17 protein-coding genes and 3 pseudogenes are annotated in these 15139 nt (G+C 57.3%); 11 read left to right on the top strand and 9 right to left on the bottom strand.

Going from position 1 to position 15139, the window contains the following annotated elements; translation table 11 throughout:
• Positions 1 to 55 precede the first annotated feature (55 nt).
• The 5 genes and pseudogenes from dgoD to DVK01_RS19695 all read left to right on the top strand — a co-directional run bounded on the left by dgoD (position 56) and on the right by DVK01_RS19695 (position 5266).
• Positions 56 to 1207: a galactonate dehydratase gene (gene dgoD, locus DVK01_RS19675; protein WP_121538461.1), complete on the top strand. Its 1152-nt coding sequence runs from the start codon at positions 56 to 58 to the stop codon at positions 1205 to 1207.
• Positions 1208 to 1276: 69 nt separating this feature from the next.
• Entirely contained in the window at positions 1277 to 2308 is a 1032-nt protein-coding gene (locus DVK01_RS19680) for an NAD(P)-dependent alcohol dehydrogenase (RefSeq protein WP_121538463.1), read from the top strand.
• Between the two features lie 320 nt (positions 2309 to 2628).
• A pseudogene (locus tag DVK01_RS19685) lies at positions 2629 to 3645 on the top strand (MsnO8 family LLM class oxidoreductase).
• 307 nt (positions 3646 to 3952) lie between these two features.
• Positions 3953 to 4178, top strand: a pseudogene (locus tag DVK01_RS19690) (IS5/IS1182 family transposase); the annotation flags it as partial.
• A gap of 263 nt (positions 4179 to 4441) precedes the next feature.
• On the top strand, positions 4442 to 5266 hold the full coding sequence (locus tag DVK01_RS19695) for an IS5 family transposase (protein WP_121538465.1): 825 nt from the start codon (positions 4442 to 4444) through the stop codon (positions 5264 to 5266).
• A 68-nt stretch (positions 5267 to 5334) separates the two neighbouring features.
• Here the strand turns inward: DVK01_RS19695 and DVK01_RS19700 are convergent, their stop codons facing one another.
• The 3 genes from DVK01_RS19700 to DVK01_RS19710 all read right to left on the bottom strand — a co-directional run bounded on the left by DVK01_RS19700 (position 5335) and on the right by DVK01_RS19710 (position 6676).
• Complete coding sequence (locus DVK01_RS19700; RefSeq protein WP_199722393.1) at positions 5335 to 5604, bottom strand: HalOD1 output domain-containing protein; 270 nt, start codon at positions 5602 to 5604, stop codon at positions 5335 to 5337.
• The gene (locus DVK01_RS22660) at positions 5597 to 5950 is read right to left on the bottom strand and encodes a helix-turn-helix transcriptional regulator (protein WP_121538545.1); all 354 of its coding nucleotides are present in this window, start codon (positions 5948 to 5950) and stop codon (positions 5597 to 5599) included. The genes DVK01_RS19700 and DVK01_RS22660 overlap by 8 nt, the downstream gene beginning before the upstream one ends.
• Positions 5951 to 6016: 66 nt before the next feature.
• On the bottom strand, positions 6017 to 6676 hold the full coding sequence (locus DVK01_RS19710) for a helix-turn-helix domain-containing protein (RefSeq protein WP_121538467.1): 660 nt from the start codon (positions 6674 to 6676) through the stop codon (positions 6017 to 6019).
• 440 nt (positions 6677 to 7116) lie between these two features.
• On the opposite strand from DVK01_RS19710, the gene DVK01_RS22665 reads away from it, so the two are divergent.
• From DVK01_RS22665 to DVK01_RS19725, 3 genes are all read left to right on the top strand, one after another.
• Entirely contained in the window at positions 7117 to 7275 is a 159-nt protein-coding gene (locus tag DVK01_RS22665) for a hypothetical protein (protein ID WP_233562820.1), read from the top strand.
• 159 nt (positions 7276 to 7434) lie between these two features.
• Positions 7435 to 7674, top strand: coding sequence for an antitoxin VapB family protein (locus tag DVK01_RS19720; protein WP_101352139.1), 240 nt, complete (start codon positions 7435 to 7437; stop codon positions 7672 to 7674).
• Positions 7671 to 8063, top strand: coding sequence for a PIN domain-containing protein (locus tag DVK01_RS19725; RefSeq protein WP_121538471.1), 393 nt, complete (start codon positions 7671 to 7673; stop codon positions 8061 to 8063). The genes DVK01_RS19720 and DVK01_RS19725 overlap by 4 nt, the downstream gene beginning before the upstream one ends.
• Positions 8064 to 8489: 426 nt before the next feature.
• On the opposite strand, the gene DVK01_RS19730 is transcribed toward DVK01_RS19725, so the two are convergent.
• On the bottom strand, positions 8490 to 8702 hold the full coding sequence (locus DVK01_RS19730) for a hypothetical protein (RefSeq protein ID WP_121538473.1): 213 nt from the start codon (positions 8700 to 8702) through the stop codon (positions 8490 to 8492).
• A gap of 74 nt (positions 8703 to 8776) precedes the next feature.
• Between DVK01_RS19730 and DVK01_RS19735 the strand changes: the two genes are divergently transcribed.
• The gene (locus DVK01_RS19735; RefSeq protein WP_101352141.1) at positions 8777 to 9001 is read left to right on the top strand and encodes a hypothetical protein; all 225 of its coding nucleotides are present in this window, start codon (positions 8777 to 8779) and stop codon (positions 8999 to 9001) included.
• Positions 9002 to 9123: 122 nt separating this feature from the next.
• On the opposite strand, the gene DVK01_RS19740 is transcribed toward DVK01_RS19735, so the two are convergent.
• Positions 9124 to 10209: a substrate-binding domain-containing protein gene (locus DVK01_RS19740; RefSeq protein WP_121538474.1), complete on the bottom strand. Its 1086-nt coding sequence runs from the start codon at positions 10207 to 10209 to the stop codon at positions 9124 to 9126.
• Positions 10210 to 10521: 312 nt separating this feature from the next.
• Here DVK01_RS19740 and DVK01_RS22395 point away from each other — a divergent pair, with 312 nt between their 5' ends.
• Both DVK01_RS22395 and DVK01_RS21745 read left to right on the top strand, forming a co-directional pair.
• A complete protein-coding gene (locus tag DVK01_RS22395; protein WP_198560286.1) occupies positions 10522 to 10665 on the top strand; it encodes a hypothetical protein in 144 nt (47 codons plus the stop codon).
• 515 nt (positions 10666 to 11180) lie between these two features.
• Positions 11181 to 11840 carry a hypothetical protein gene (locus tag DVK01_RS21745; protein ID WP_147435208.1) on the top strand — a complete coding sequence of 220 codons (660 nt, stop codon included), beginning with the start codon at positions 11181 to 11183 and terminating at the stop codon, positions 11838 to 11840.
• 384 nt (positions 11841 to 12224) lie between these two features.
• On the opposite strand, the gene DVK01_RS19745 is transcribed toward DVK01_RS21745, so the two are convergent.
• From DVK01_RS19745 to DVK01_RS19760, 4 genes and pseudogenes are all read right to left on the bottom strand, one after another.
• The gene (locus DVK01_RS19745) at positions 12225 to 13247 is read right to left on the bottom strand and encodes a tyrosine-type recombinase/integrase (RefSeq protein ID WP_121538476.1); all 1023 of its coding nucleotides are present in this window, start codon (positions 13245 to 13247) and stop codon (positions 12225 to 12227) included.
• Between the two features lie 353 nt (positions 13248 to 13600).
• Positions 13601 to 14185: pseudogene (locus DVK01_RS19750) on the bottom strand (transposase); the annotation flags it as partial.
• Between the two features lie 32 nt (positions 14186 to 14217).
• The gene (locus tag DVK01_RS19755) at positions 14218 to 14724 is read right to left on the bottom strand and encodes a twitching motility protein PilT (RefSeq protein ID WP_121538478.1); all 507 of its coding nucleotides are present in this window, start codon (positions 14722 to 14724) and stop codon (positions 14218 to 14220) included.
• Positions 14721 to 15089 carry a UPF0175 family protein gene (locus tag DVK01_RS19760; RefSeq protein WP_101352104.1) on the bottom strand — a complete coding sequence of 123 codons (369 nt, stop codon included), beginning with the start codon at positions 15087 to 15089 and terminating at the stop codon, positions 14721 to 14723. The genes DVK01_RS19755 and DVK01_RS19760 overlap by 4 nt, the downstream gene beginning before the upstream one ends.
• Between the last annotated feature and the right edge of the window lie 50 nt (positions 15090 to 15139).

Below are 15139 nucleotides of genomic sequence, written 5' to 3' on the forward strand. Positions count from 1 at the left end.
GCGGCTGGTATCGGCAGCCAGTCATTACAAGTACTCCCTCGCAGATAACATAGCTATGCAAATCACCGACTTCGAACTGTTCGCCGTGCCGCCGCGGTGGTTGCTTCTAAAACTGGAGACTGACGAGGGGATCGTCGGCTGGGGCGAGCCCATCGTTCAGGGCCGGTTGGAGACAGTCCGTGCCGCTGTTACCGAGCTTATCGAGGCGTATCTCCTTGGGGCCGACCCGCTTCGAACCGAGTATCACTGGCGGAAGCTCTATCAGAGCGGGTACTTCCGCGGCGGGCCGATACTCATGAGCGCGCTCGCGGGCATCGACCACGCGCTCTGGGACATCAAGGGGCGGCACTACGGTGCACCAGTGCACGAACTACTCGGCGGGCACGTCCGTGATAAGCTACTCGTCTACCAGTGGCTCGGTGGCGACGACCCCGAAGACGTGGCTGTCGCCGCAAGAGAGGACAGGGAACGCGGCTACAGGGCGTTCAAGTTCAATTTCGCCCGCGAGTTTCGGCCGATTGAGACGCCGAATGCCGTCGATCATGCGGTCGAGCGCGTGGCCGCAATCCGTGACGCCGTCGGTGGCGATGCCCTCGTCGGCGTCGACTTCCACGGCCGCGTCTCGAAACCGATGGCTGCGGATCTTGTCGAGCGACTCGAACAGTTCGATCTGATGTTTATCGACCAGCCGCTGCTCCCCGAACACGACGAATCGTTTGCCAGTATCGCCGAGCGGACGACTGTCCCGATAGCGACTGGCGAACGGTTCTATTCGCGCTACGACTTCAAGCGCCTCCTCGTCGATGACGCGGTGTCGATACTCCAGCCCGACGTGACCCATGTCGGTGGTATCAGCGAAATGCGAAAGGTCGCGTCGATGGCGGAAGCGTTCGATGTGTCCGTCGTTCCACACTGCCCGCTCGGCCCCATCGCGTTCGCGGCGAGCCTGCAGGTCGGGTTTTGCGCCCAGAATGTCGTGTTGCATGAACAGGACCTCGACTTGCACGACCCGACGTCGAGCCAGCGACTCAAGATTCTGGAGGACCCGGAGACGTTCCAGTTCGAAGATGGGTACGTCAAACGACCGACCGGCCCCGGACTCGGTATCGACATCGACGAGGCCTACATCCGCGAGCTGGCACAGACAGAGGTCAACTGGTACAACCCGGTCTGGCATCATGAGGACGGGAGTGTCGCGGAGTGGTAACTGGACACGGCAACCGCACGTGGCGGCCCACCCTGTGTATTTTTATGGCTCTGTTCCGTGCCAACAGGTATGCGAACTGCTGTACTGGTAGAACCGACTGAGTTCGAGCTGGAGGACCGTCCCAGACCGTCGCCCGGGCCCGATGACGTACTCGTTGCCGTGCGCGACGTGGGCATCTGTGGCTCCGACGTCCACTACTACGAACACGGTCGTATTGGCGACTACGTCGTCGAGGACCCGCTCGTCCTCGGACACGAGAGCGCTGGCGAAGTCGTCGAGGTCGGCGAGAACGTAACCGACCACGAACCGGGCGACCGCGTCGCGCTCGAACCCGGCGTTCCATGCCGGCGCTGTGCCCACTGCAAGCGCGGCGACTATCACCTCTGTGAATCCGTTCGGTTCATGGCGACACCGCCACACGACGGCGCGTTCACGGAGTACGTCTCGTGGCCGGCCGACTTCGCCTACACGCTACCGGAGTCCGTCTCCACCGCAGAGGGGGCGCTGTGCGAGCCGCTTTCGGTCGGAATCCACGCCTGCCGCCGCGGCAGCGTCGGAACCGGCGATACGGTGCTGATAACCGGAGCCGGTCCTATCGGGCTGATGGTGCTAGAGGCCGCGCGCGCCGCGGGCGCGACGGACGTAATACTAACCGATGTTGTCGACGAAAAGCTGGCGTTCGCCAAAAAGCGTGGCGCGGACTTGGCAGTCAACGTTGCCGAAACGGACCTCGATGCGGCGGTCGCCGAGTACACGGACGGCGTCGGTGCTGATGTGGTCGTCGAAGCCTCCGGCGCGGAGCCGTCGATCAAGTCGACGATTGACGTGGTCCGTCGGGGCGGCACTGTCGTCCTGGTTGGCCTGGCCAGCGAAGCGGAGGTCCCCATCGACGTGCTGGAACTCATCGACAACGAAGTCGATGTCCACGGCTCGTTCCGGTACAAGAACACCTACGACGCGGCTGTCGACCTGTTGGCCGACGGCGAAGCCGACGTCGAGGGCATAATCGACTTCCAATCCGAACTCGAAGACATCGACGCTGCGTTCCGCCGAGCGATGGAACCAACTGTCGTCAAAGGTATGATATCACTTGATTCGTAACCAGCACTGCATTGAGAAGATTGTCACAAAGCAAGTATAGTATGATGGATAGCAGACCATCACTGAATACTGGGAGTGATTTTGGCAGACCCGGTGTATGCACGACATCTGACGAAACTCTGAAGCAACCGCTGAGACGGTTAACTATATCGAAGTATGGCCAGAGGCCGCTTGAGTGCGATCAATTTGGGTTTTGGAGGGCTTTGGTAGGTGCCTGAACAGGTACGTTCCAAGCTACGCACTGTACTAAGACCGTCACCATCTCAAAATAAGGTATCCTGAATATAGTACAATTCTACAGTTGTTGTGACTGGAAATGGATCTCTCAATTTATCTCTCCGTTCCCGGATTACGGAACTGCGACTGGTGCGCATGCGAACACCATCGATGCTGCCTATCAGGCCGAACGCCTCGACTATTTCTAGTTCTGAATGGCATAACACCATAGCATGGGGAATAAGATCGCAGAACAACCCCCGAGGTACTGCTTGGCAACCTCACCGATGAAACCGACTCGATTCGTCTCGGTTCGGGGGCGGCTCTGCTCAATCACTACAGTCCGTTCAAAATCGCGGAGCTATTCGGCTCCCTCGATGGCCTTGCCCCCTGACGGATCGATGCGGAACTCGGGCGGGCCAACGGCTCTCCGGCCGTCGACCGGGCACTCGGGACAGACCGTCGCGCCCAGAACCCCGACGAGGACCACGCCGAAAAAAATCGAGGCTGTCGTTTCGCACCTTTACGATAGCTACCCGAACAGTCATGCCTACAGTGACCTCGAGATCCACCAGTCAAATTCAGACATACACGTTCCGTGAGGTCTTGGGCCAAGTCAGTTGAGCGCCGCACTGTCTTGCGAACTCGGCCTGCGCTACTGTTTCGCCACGTACATTCAACGGATCTGGCTCCCGTTTGTTCAAGAAGTACCGGGATCACTTCGAATCGTCGGAGTTGTACGGCGGTATCAACAAGCTATCAAGAATGTCGCAGTGAATGCGGTTTGTGGTGAAACCGACGACGAATCGGCGCGGCTCCGAGCCGTGACCAACGCGTCGTTCGAGCGGATGGAGCGAGTGGTCGTTGGCACGCCTCCATCGGTTGAGGAGGCTACCGACGAGCTTGGGGCCGTGCCCGAACCGACGCCCGCCACACTAGATGCCGGAGAGTGGCCGCAGGCGATTTCCGACAGTCCGGACACACTCAATGACTTTCCTGAACAACTGTCTGATCGTGTCGGAATCGATGAAGTGATCATCCGGCACGTCGTCTGCAACCACGCTGACGCGCTCCAATCAAACGAGTTGTTCGCAGACCGTGTCGATCTCACACCGCGTTAGTCCCTTCTATCAGAGAGATTAACCGAGCGTCGAGATTCAGTACCAGAAAGTCGGCATATGGTAATAAATCTATGAGAAAGCGGGCCGTCTATGCGTTCTTATTTTTACTACGGCATATATGTGCGTGTATTTTCGTGTTTTGTACTTTTCCTGAAATACGGAATCTATATTTGCCCCTCTCAATTTTGTATCCCAGTATCTAACTGCACAGAGTGTAACCGTAATGGCATCTGGAAAAGGGCTAATCTACGGCGGTTCCAGATGCCACCTGTTCGGACCTGCTTAGTCATCGTCGGCCGTAGGAGCAATCGGCTCCGTCAAGTCGGTCCCGGATAGCGCGGACGGGTACGCCGAGTGGGTACAGATCGCGTTGATTGTACCGTGTCGAACTGGAGAAGAGTCTCCGTGAGACGGAAGCCAATCTCAACGAGATGCCCGGTATTCCCGCTGTGTTCGGCTCTGAGGAGACACCGCACTATAGCTCGCTGTGCCGGTGGAAACAAGAGTACCGGATGCGTGAGCGCCGCCGCCTGACTCCCTTCTCCGGACGTATCTAGGAGAGGAATCGACGTCGCCACCGAAACAATGGAGTCAAATGAAATATTTTTGACTTTTCAGCAGATATTGTGAGTGGCGGCTGCTGTATCTTCTGAGGTCGAAAAAGCCGTCTTTAGCGGCGTGAAATTGTGGATTAGTAACCCTACGCCGACGCTATCTTGCGTGCAACAAGATATGTTCGCGATGGCCCTGTTGAAACCCTCGTTGAGAAACAAAATGAGTGAGTAGCGGAAGAGCGATGGACTCTTTCCCGAAGTCACGCCTCCTTCGATTCGTTGAACGTGCTGTCGTGTTGGCTCGCCGTGCTGTGCCACGGTTCTCGTCCCGCTATTCGCGGAAACGCTTCACGCTCCGCCAACACGTCGTTCTGCTCTGTCTGAAAGTGAAAAAGACGACAACATACCGGGATCTCGTAGATGAGCTCATCGAGATGCCTCGCATTCGTGCCGCCCTCGATCTCGAATCGATTCCTGCCCCCTCGACGCTTTGTAAGGCGTTCGGCCGCTTGGAGATGGCCGTCTGGCGGGTGTTACTGAACGTCTCGCTCGCGGACGTGCCGCTGAACGGTGTCACCGGTATCGATGCATCCGGCTTTGAGCGGGCGCATGCATCAACTCACTACACGAAGCGAACGAATCTCACTATCCAGCAGTTGAAGACGACACTGTTGGTCGATACAGCGACCAACGCCATTCTCGATGTTCACGTGACGACAACGCGAAAGCACGATACGCAGATTGCGCCGCAAGTAGTGAAACGGAACGCAGGTTCTATCGCAGTCTTGACCGGCGACAAGGGATACGACGACCAGAAACTCCGACAACTCGCCCATGACCTCGATATTCGCCCGTTGATCAAACACCGTGAGTTCACACCTCTCCACAAGGCGTGGAATAAACGGCTTGACAGCGATCTCTACCATCGACGGAATATGAACGAGACAGTTAACGCGGCGATCAAACAGAAATTCGGCGCATTCGTCCGGTCGCGCCGGTGGTGGAAGCAGTTCCGTGAACTCGTCATCAAGTGTGTCGTTCACAACATTGAAACAGCACTTGGGTAATCCGGCGACACGTCCGGGAATCGTTTCGTCGGAGAGCACAGCACAGTCAATGGATACACACTGGTCAGTCACCCCTCGTAGACAGCGACGGTCCGATCGCCCGAGACACTCACGATATGCCCGTTGTATGGGAAGGCGATCAGTCCGGTCCCGGACCGAGCGAAGGCACCATCAAGGAGGTCAGGATCGACTGCGTCATAGAGTGGTGGCAGGGTCTCTATCCGTGTGTTCGAGACAGATGCGACGAGTTCGACCACGGCCGTACTGAGCGACCGGTCGCGCCCCACCCGTTGTTCGACCAGCGGGTCCATCTCGAAGGCCGGGAGTCGGTCACTCATCGGATGGTGGATCCGACAGCCACTCGTCCGGTAGTTCATCCCGATGGTCGTCCATCAACTGGAGGAGTGGCGCGATCTCTTCCCAATTCGGCCCTTTCGAGAGGTCTCCCGACTCGCGGTCCCACTCGATAAATCCCATGTCGGCAAGTTTGGGCAGGTGGACGTGTTCTAAGTTGAGTTGAGTGACGTCAAGGTCGTCGGTCGTTTGTCCCTCCTTCAGGAGGCGTAAGGGATCGAGATCGTCGTCATCCTGCGGATTTGACTCGAACATGGGGAGCAACAACTGTCTCCGATACGGGTTTGCGAGCGCCTCGAACACTCGATCGGAGGGTGGCCCACTGCTCATAGATATGCATACGGGCTCCGGCGCGATGGACGTGTTCATTGACTAGTCAATTTTTTTTCAGAGGTGCTACTCGTATCTCGTCGCCGAGGACAGGAGGACTTCGGTGAGGACTTTCTGGTTGGCGCGGCGGATCCGATTCGAGAGTGCCTGTCGGGTGATACCGAGTTCGTCCGCTAGGTCGTCAAGGCTCGCTTCGCTCGGCGTCTCAAAGTACCCCTCCCGGAGGGCGAGCATGAGTGCCTCGCGTTGTTCCTGTGAGAGGTCGAACCGGTGGCCGTGTTCGGTCGTCTCACTCAAGGTGTAGGTCCGGTCAATGTGGACGGGGATGTCGTGCTCGATGACGTAGTTGTGGAACGCCGAGAGCTTCTCGTGGTCGGGAAAACGCAACCGGAACGACCAGTCGTCGGCCCCCCGTGCTTCGAGGACGACCGCATCCGCTCTGGAAATCCCTTCAATCAGGTCGATTGGTGGTTCCTTCCACTCGATTCGGTACAGTGTACTTTCGCCGACGGTGTCGAGTTCGAGGAACTCTCTGACGGTTGCGTGAGAGCGGACCATCGCTGCAAATTCCGCCTGGCTCTTCCCGGTCGCCCACACGAAGGGCATGATTATGTCCCCGGTCGGGACGATGCGTTCGAGTTCGATCTGCATATCCGGTGGCCCCGACAGCACGTCGCCGAGCTGGAAGTCCGTGGCCGGGAGCGAGAACTCCAGGATTACGCTCATACCATAGTATTCGCGTGGGGATAATGTAGCGGTTTCCCCCGTTAGGTCGGAGAGCCACGCTGAATCCGCGGATGTAGTTCTTTTCAATGCTGGTAGAGCATGTCATCAAACAAGCGTTTCAACAAGGCCTGTTTCTCTAGTGGCTGAGAGAATCCAACAATGAGTAGTGGATACCGACGAGGTAACACCGGGCGAAAAAGTTGAAGTGGCGCTGGAAAGATGCAACTGAGAATCGGTCGCTGCCCCAGTCGTGCGCCGACAACAGTCGCACAGAATCTCCCGAGGAAGATGAGGTGCAACTGTATGCAATCCAGTGTCAGGCTGGACTCTTACTTGAGTGGCTGGTCAATACACGAACAGGGAAGCTACTCAGAGGTCCACTGAGTGAGAAGCCGGGGATTCGTGCTTTGTACGTCATCGCTGACGGTCAGTATGCGGTCATGAGACAGTTGGAGGCCCGCGAAATTGATGACAGTTGGAAGCCGCCCAAGCAGTTCACCAGCAGCATCGCGAAGGACATAGAGGAGGCTGATCCCGTTCCAGACCCCAGTCAGAACTACTACCGACAGGAAGTCGAGGACCTGTACGACTCGTCGTAGCCGCTGTAGAACGGTTTCTTTGCTCATGACAGCGATTGAAATGACCGCTCAGTAAGCGTGCGTGTTGAGTTTTTCAGGTTAGCAGCAGCTGTTCCCGGCGGGATTCCATCGTTTGCCACACAAGTATTAATGCCTGTCAACGCGAACGTCAACGTACCAATGGCGACCGCAGATGAGCAGATTCGAGTTAGCGACACGGTGAAGCGAGAGCTTGACCGCCGCCGCCGGGAGGGCGAGAGCTATAACGATGTGTTGCAGCGGATGCTTGAGGACGACCGCGACCTCATGGCTGGGTTCGGCCGGTGGTCAGACGAACAGGCTGACCGGGCCCGAGAGACACGTGAGAAGTCCAAGCAGAAGTCGAAAGACCGGATGCGTCGGCTGGCGGATGACGAATGAAAGTACTCGACGCGACATTTCTCATCGACTATCTCAACGGTGTCGACGCCACCGCTGAGTATCTACTAGCCCATGACGATGAACGGTTCATTATCCCGGCTCCAGCATACGCCGAGGTCCTTGTCGGAGAGGGGAATGCCCCGGACGGCGATGTAGCAACGGTAAAAGCTGACCTGTCGTGGGGTGAAGTTTACGAGACCGACGCGGAGACAGCCGAGATAGCTGGCGAAATCGCTAGCGAGGTAGGACCGCAAGGCCCGTTCCTCGCGGGGATGGACGGTCTCATCGCCGCTGTGGGCCGAGAACTTGATGCACCTGTGGTCTCCGGTGACAGTGATCTCACGCACGAAGAGACCAAGCGCGTCGTAGACGTTGAAGAGTATCGCTGAGACCGACGATGCTGGCGTCAAGCTCGTCGACTTTCCGGACAGCCCGGTCAAGCTGTTTGTAGGAGTCGAAGTGCAGTATCAGAGAGAACGCCGCGTTTCTAGACCTGAATCGACGTTCGCACGGTCGTAGTCGCCTCGGAGAGTTGCAGCAGTGCGGCCCTACCGTTGACGTTGATTCCGAGCGATTCGAGCGCTTTGGGGCCCGTTTCGCCGGTTGTCCGGATGGCGCGAGTAGTCTTCGACGTGAATTTGGCACCGTTGTCGTTGATTCACTTCCAGGTATCCGAGTCCATCTCGCGCAACTTCTGAGTCGTCCGCTGGCGGGCGGGCAATCAGTTGCGAAATTCGTCAAAAGAGGGGACCGATCAGCTACTTCTCGGTGCCGCCGAGTCTCTCACGTAACTCATCTAACAGTGGTTCGACATACTAAGAATCAGCATCGGGATCGTACTCCCGGATGGTATCAAGATACGTCTGGGCCGCGTCAGCAATGGTTTCGGCGAGCGCTTGCGTCAGCGCGACGGCTTCCGGCTCGGAAAGTTTCGGTGATTGTTCCCCGCGGTAGTCGGGGTTTTCGACGGCCTCTTCGCTGTAGCAGAACGTGAGATTCGTCCGTCCATCGCCGGCCGGTTCGAACACGAGAACATCGCGTCGATATAATAGTCATATACGGCAACGTGGGGTGGCTGACCGTCGGTCACGCTCACATAGGTATGTTATCGATCCTTGCGATCGTCGTCGGATCGCAAGTAGACGCTCTGAACGTGGTCGGTCGAGCACGTCAGGCTACTACTGGGCTGTATCTCGTGGGTCAGTGGCTCCTCCCGACGGCGATTTGGGTGGTCACCGCGACGGACATCGCAATCGTGGGAATGTCGACGCTGCTGTGGGGGCTCTGTCTCGTTGTCAGCATGCTTATTATGGCCCACCAGGCCTAGACTGCTGGGTCCGGTGGGGATGCCTCCGGTGGAGTGTCGACCTCGATTGCTGATTGAGTCGACCTGTGCAATGCTCCCTGGATAGTGCTGCCTGAGGGGGGTTCGAGCAGGTAACCGTGGTGTCAGTAGTTCGGGTCAGCCCCAGTCGGTAGCACATGGAGGCGGCCGTCGCTATCCAGAATCTCGGGTTGTAAGGCGTCTGCCGACAGGGCATCGAGGAAGGCAGCCTCTCGCGGGCCCGGAGCACCAGTCGTGAACAGTGGAACCGGATAGGTAGCGGGGTAGCCGATATCTCCCGGTCCACGGGGCTCGCCATCGACTTCGATCTGCAATATCCGGTAGTCGGTTGTCCCGCCGTCACGAAGGCTCCTGACATCTCGAACCGGAATTCGCGTAATTGTGTCGTCTCTGTCGCTGACGGTGTCCACCTTCCGGTCGACCTGGCCAAACAGTTCGTCCGCGCCGCCTCTGGGTTGCCCCGCGAGGACGGTCTCTTTGAATATCTCCGGCCCACCTTGCACGTCAACTGTCCCGGCCAGGTGGATCTCACGAGCCGGCCCGCCCAGCGATGCCCAGTTGTCTAGGCGCCCGTTGTAGATGCCGAGTAGGTCCGCCCTCGTGATCGAGGTCACGCCACTGTCGTAGAGCGCCGTACTTACGACAATCACCGTCCCCGCTCGAAAGAGGTCGTGCCGGACGAATCCAGAGAGATCCAGTTCGCTGTCGATCGGGGCGTACGCCTCGGTGCCGAGCCCGGCAATCGAAATCGATCCTGTAGCGAGCGCGTCACGGGCGTCGGTCTGGGTTGCGCTGGCGACCGTAATCTCGAAAGGTGGGGACAACGCCTGTCGAGTCGGGGACAGTCCGTGCTGGCGCCCGAAATATCCCGCCAGTCCGGGCCCGTCGCTTCCGAGGGTGTCGGCCAGCGACCTGCCGTACTCGTCGTCCGTCGGCAGGGGGTTCCCGTTCCAGAGCGTCGCAGCGCGGGCGACCGGACCAGTGAGCGCCACCGTTGCGATGTTGAGTGGCTCGGCAGTTGTTTCGGTTTCCGTCGGGGTGGCTGAGGCCGTCGCCGAGCGGTCGGCGCGGTCAGTGGTGGAGTACCGTTCCGTCGGTCTGTCCCTGCCGAAGATTCCTGTACATCCAACTGAGAGCCCCGGTGGACATAGAGCAGCGACACCCCGGAGAAAGGCTCTACGGGAGGGCATCTGATTCGGACATACTGGCGACTATATGTAATAGTCGGGGGTATTCTCCTCCCAGCAGTGAGGGGGTGATAATCATTCCACGACTGGCAGCCACAGCACGGTGCAGAGGGGTACGGAGTCCCTCTGGCAGGTCTGGTGGGTATCTTTCCACTCGCACAGCGCACCACGAGGTCGGACACTCGGGATGCGGAACTCGATATCCCCAGTCCAGACTCCACAGCACGGGAAGGTATAGGTACCCTGATCAGGTCATGAGAGTCCAGAGTTCAACCACACCAGACTCTTGTGTGTGAGCTCTGGCGTGGAATCTGTATGCTTGACGCAGAATTCGAAGTATGCACCGAGTGTGGCAACCTGCACATGGAAGGCGGCTCTGCACCCGACCACGTGGATGCGTGTGCCGTTTGTGACGGGCATCTCACCGACGTCGAACTGGACGACATTATCGGGCTGTAGTACAGCTTGACCACCCCTCTCATCAGGCCGGCTTCAGAGTGGTGTGAGTCGAAATCGACGTCTCCCGAGCCAGCAGGACCGACAGGGTATCGTCTATCGGGACGTCCGTTCGTGCTGAACCAGTCAGGACGACTGAATACCGGACGGTGGATTTCCGAAGGGGTTCGGTGGGTGGACCGTCACTTCGCCGTCTCGACATCCGTAATCGGTAGAGCCTCGGTGCGACTCATCAAAGATACGCACCTTCTATCACCGTCAGCTCATCAGTCTCGGTAATAACACCTACCACAGTGTCATTTAGTTTATCAGGCGTTGAAATACTACTATGATTACTGAGACAGAACTTATAGCTCTCCAAACCAATGCCGTTGATCGAGTGCTGTTAACCGTTCTACAGAGCGTGTCATAAAAAGCTTCGCACCGTCTGTCTATCCACTTCTTGTCAAAACTCGCGTGCGAGATGGAGGGCGCGTAACCGTCACGGGGCGTCCGGGAGGATGCCGAGTTGTCTCATCATGTCTCGTCAGACCTGTGCAAGGTACTCGTTTGAGGTTCTAGAGGACGGGTCAGTTATCGCTTCAAGTGGTGAGAAACTTCTCATTTATGGCTATCAGTACGTCTTTGCACAGTCCACAGAGGCGGCATTCATCACCCATCATCCATCAATTTCGGCTGAGTGGGAACGAACACTCAGACTGTCGTATCCAAGTGGCGAATCCGAGGTCACCCCGGAGGTACGACCTGACGAAGGTGTGTTTGAATTTAATTTCGCTGACTCGAATGTGGAGCCTGGCCGCTATGACTGGATATTAGAGATTACACCCCCCAATAGTTACACTATCGAGGTCGGAACATTTTTTGACCAGCTCATACAGGTCAACCCTCCTGAAGATAGTCCGTTCCCCAGTAGCTCTGAAGCGATGCAAGATGCAGGGGCCGTATCGAATTCGTCTGCAACACCGGTCCAGCCATCGCAAAAAACCACAAATGACGGTCTGAGAATACAAGATAGCGGACACGGCGGCGGAACGAGCAGCGACACCACAGGTCGTTTCCTCACCAGAGATGTCGGTATCGAATGCTCTACAGGCTGTGCTTTCGGGGCAGAAGCGAATCGTAAGTTCCGTATCAACAATCTAACTTCTGGAACATCGCTCACGTTCACTCCAAGATGAGGACCAAAGGGCAGGTGTCGAGAGCTTAGCGATAACAGTACTAAATGTATTCACTCTGAACCATAGCAGACGCTTATACTCGATACCGATCGAATTTTTGCGTGGAAGGAACACTGTCACGCGCTCCTTCCATACCCTTTCCATGTCCGACGACACGCACAGTCTCGGTCGCTGCCCAAACTGCGACGAGCGTATCACGACTGCATGGCTGCTGGTTGAATACGAGAAAACTGACGACACGGAGGGTATGTGGGCCGAGTGTCCAACGTGTGAAGACATCGTTGCACCAGAGTAATCCCAGAGGGAGCCTGGGGACTTCTCCGCAGGGACTGTCTCGGAAGAGCTAACCAACAAAAAGAGTTTTACGCGTTTTCGTTGGTTAGTCTACCCACCAGAGATGATATCGTTCGCTTCGTCACGTGTCCGCTTTGCAGCCTCCTGAGCGTAGCCTTCATGCGTGGTCTCGATGGATTTGTGGCGGAGTACATCCTGTGCCAGCTGTGGGTTCTCACGATAGATCTCCCGCCCGAGCCCACGGCGGGCACCGTGAGGTTTTAACGGCTCTTCAAACTCGTAGTCTGCACACTCACACAGGTCGGCCAGGATGTTTCGAGCAGACTGTGTAGTGATCGAGGGCGTCGGCTCTATTGCTTTCGCCGCATTGTCCAGTCGGGGAAACACGGCTTCGTCTTCGGCAGGGTCACGGAGTTGCTTCCAGCGTCGGAGCGGGTCGATTGCCTCGTCGAGGATCGGCGCGGCCTCCCGGGTGCGGTTCTTGCCGAACACCTGCATGGTGCCGTCCTCAAGGTTGACGTGTCGCCACTGGAGCCCGTTCCGTGCTTCGTCATCAGAGACGGCGACGAGTTCGGCGCTACGCGCACCTGAGTAGGCAAGTAGGAAGACGAGTGCTTGGTCACGGTAAGCCGCCCTGCGGTTGATACCGTCGCTTTCGCTGGCTTCGTCGACGCGCGCGGTGGCTGTCGCACAAATAGCGTCGCGGTCCCGTGTGGTCCAGTACTGCTGGTCACTCTCGGTTTCGTCTGTCGGCAGTGGTCCCTCAGCGTGGTTGGTTTTGGCCGGGTTTGTTGGAACCAGGCCCTCGTAGACGGCCCACGTGAGAAAGGAGCGGACGTACGCGAAGTACCGGCGTGCCGTTTCGGGGGAGATGTCGTCCCGATCTTCAGCTCGCGCGAGGTCGCGAGCGTACTGTCGGCAGACATTCTCGTCGATGTCGTCGGGGCTGGCGACGCCGTGGCGGTCGCGAGCCCATGCGGCGAACTTGCGGAGGACGCTCGCGACGTTCGTTCGGTAGCGCCCGGAGTCGATATCGACCAGTCGTTTCTCGATGGCTGCTTCGAGGGCGTCATCCCCGGGAGTAGCGTCGTATGCAGGCGGAAGACGATCCATGCTTCCCGTACAGCGGCGGTCCGGGTAAAACTGGTGGTGCTTACTGCAATAATACAAACCTACTGCTGAAAGTCGAATTGTGGCGTTTCAGTGCCTGTAGCGTTCGGAATCAGGCCAGTCTTGTATTTATAAAGTTCATATCGCTATACCGAATATCGGCTGTTGAAGTTGAGACTGCACCGGGCTTAGCGGGGCTATAATGCGTGGATTCAGCCGATTCAGTGAACGGGAATTGACTTAGATAGCTCTCCAAACGCCCGATCTTGTTGCACTGCCACTCATGTTCGCGAATTTAGACGACTTCCGACAGCGTTGCCACTCAGACACCGCGCTATTACGGGTGGAGAACCTCACTATCCGATTCCGGTTTCTTTCTTCAACAGCGTCAGCGTGTTGTCGGCTGTCACAATTGGCGAGTGTTCGTATTCACCGGTCAATTCGACCTGTACGAGTAGATCCACCGCACGCCAAATCGAGTACAGGAGACACGCGAACGCGAAGTAGAAGAATCGGAGTCCGAAGTCCTTCGAGGTCGTGGCGGCCATGAATCGCTTGATTGACCTGTAGCCACTCTCGATCTCCCAGCGATAGCCGTATTCAGTAAGGAATCCACTGCCGCGGTTCGACATGAACACCGAGTACTGGCGGTGATCATCATGTTCAGAGTCCTCCTTCCGTCGGTAGATCAGCGTTGTCTCGTGCCACTCGTTCTTTCCGAGATGGAGCTTGCGGTCGGTCTCGTATCGGTCTTGACCCCGCTGGAGCAATCGCTTGGCCTGGGCTTTCTCGCTGGTTTGCATCCGCTTCGGGACTACATACGACAGTCCACGCTGGCTGAGCATCTCCAGAATGTGCTGGCTGTCGAACTCCCGGTCCATCAGCACGTTATCGACGTGAACGAGGTTCTCGGCAGAGTTAAGCAGATCTTCGATGATTTCTAATCAGGCGTTTTGAACTTCGAACAAGCCTGTCATCGATACTCCGAAATCGTTCGATACGGGGCGTAGTAGCCGATCTCATCGATCCACTTCGACAGCCACTCGTCAGCAGTGGCTTCGTCGATCCTCCCAGCATCGATTGCAGCCAACAGAACGCCAACCGACCCCACAACGGTCACGCCCTGGTCTTTCGCAAACGACCGAGCATCTCCGTCGTCTGTCAGCAGTCGACCGTCGTGTGCGTCGGCAAGGGCGAACGCCTGTGCTTCCCCAGGATCGAGATGCTCCCCAACAACGGCTTCTCTGTTGGCGACAGTATCCGAAATCGCCGCAACTGGGATTTCGTCGTCAAGCGCATCGAGTGCTTCCTGAAGATATGGGTGGTTAGCAACGCCGTGTTCGAACTCCTCACGAACGACTGGTACCGTACAGATTCCAGAAAGGTCAGCTACTATCCACAGCTGATCGATGTACGCAAAATTCGAGAGGACAGTCGTGTTCAAGACGCTCGGGTTCGCTGGGAGATCGTTACCTGTCATTTAGCACGTGGCTCCTCATCAGACGAGTCCTCATCATCGAATTCGAGTTCGCGTGCTGCCTCTACCTCGTAGGCTGCGTCGTCTTCGTCAACGAGTCCGAGGCGAAGTTCAACACCGTGCTCGCGGAGGATGTCACGCATCGTCCAGCGGTCGACAGCAGCGAGTCTTGCAGCATCACCGAGTGTGATCCGCTCACGTTCGTAGAGAGCGACCGCAGCTGCAATCCGTTCGTTCTCGTGGGCCTCAAAGTATTCACGCACGAACTCGCGCAACGCATCGCTCTTGCCACCAAACACACCAGCCTCGACAGCACCCTCAATGAGGAGGTCGAGGTCATCTGGGTAAGAACCGGTAATTCGTGCCATCGTTCTCTCATAGACTACGACTTCATACTATTTATGAACTACGTCAGAAT

This window comes from Haloarcula sp. Atlit-120R (genome assembly GCF_003665885.1).
Taxonomy (GTDB): domain Archaea; phylum Halobacteriota; class Halobacteria; order Halobacteriales; family Haloarculaceae; genus Haloarcula; species Haloarcula taiwanensis.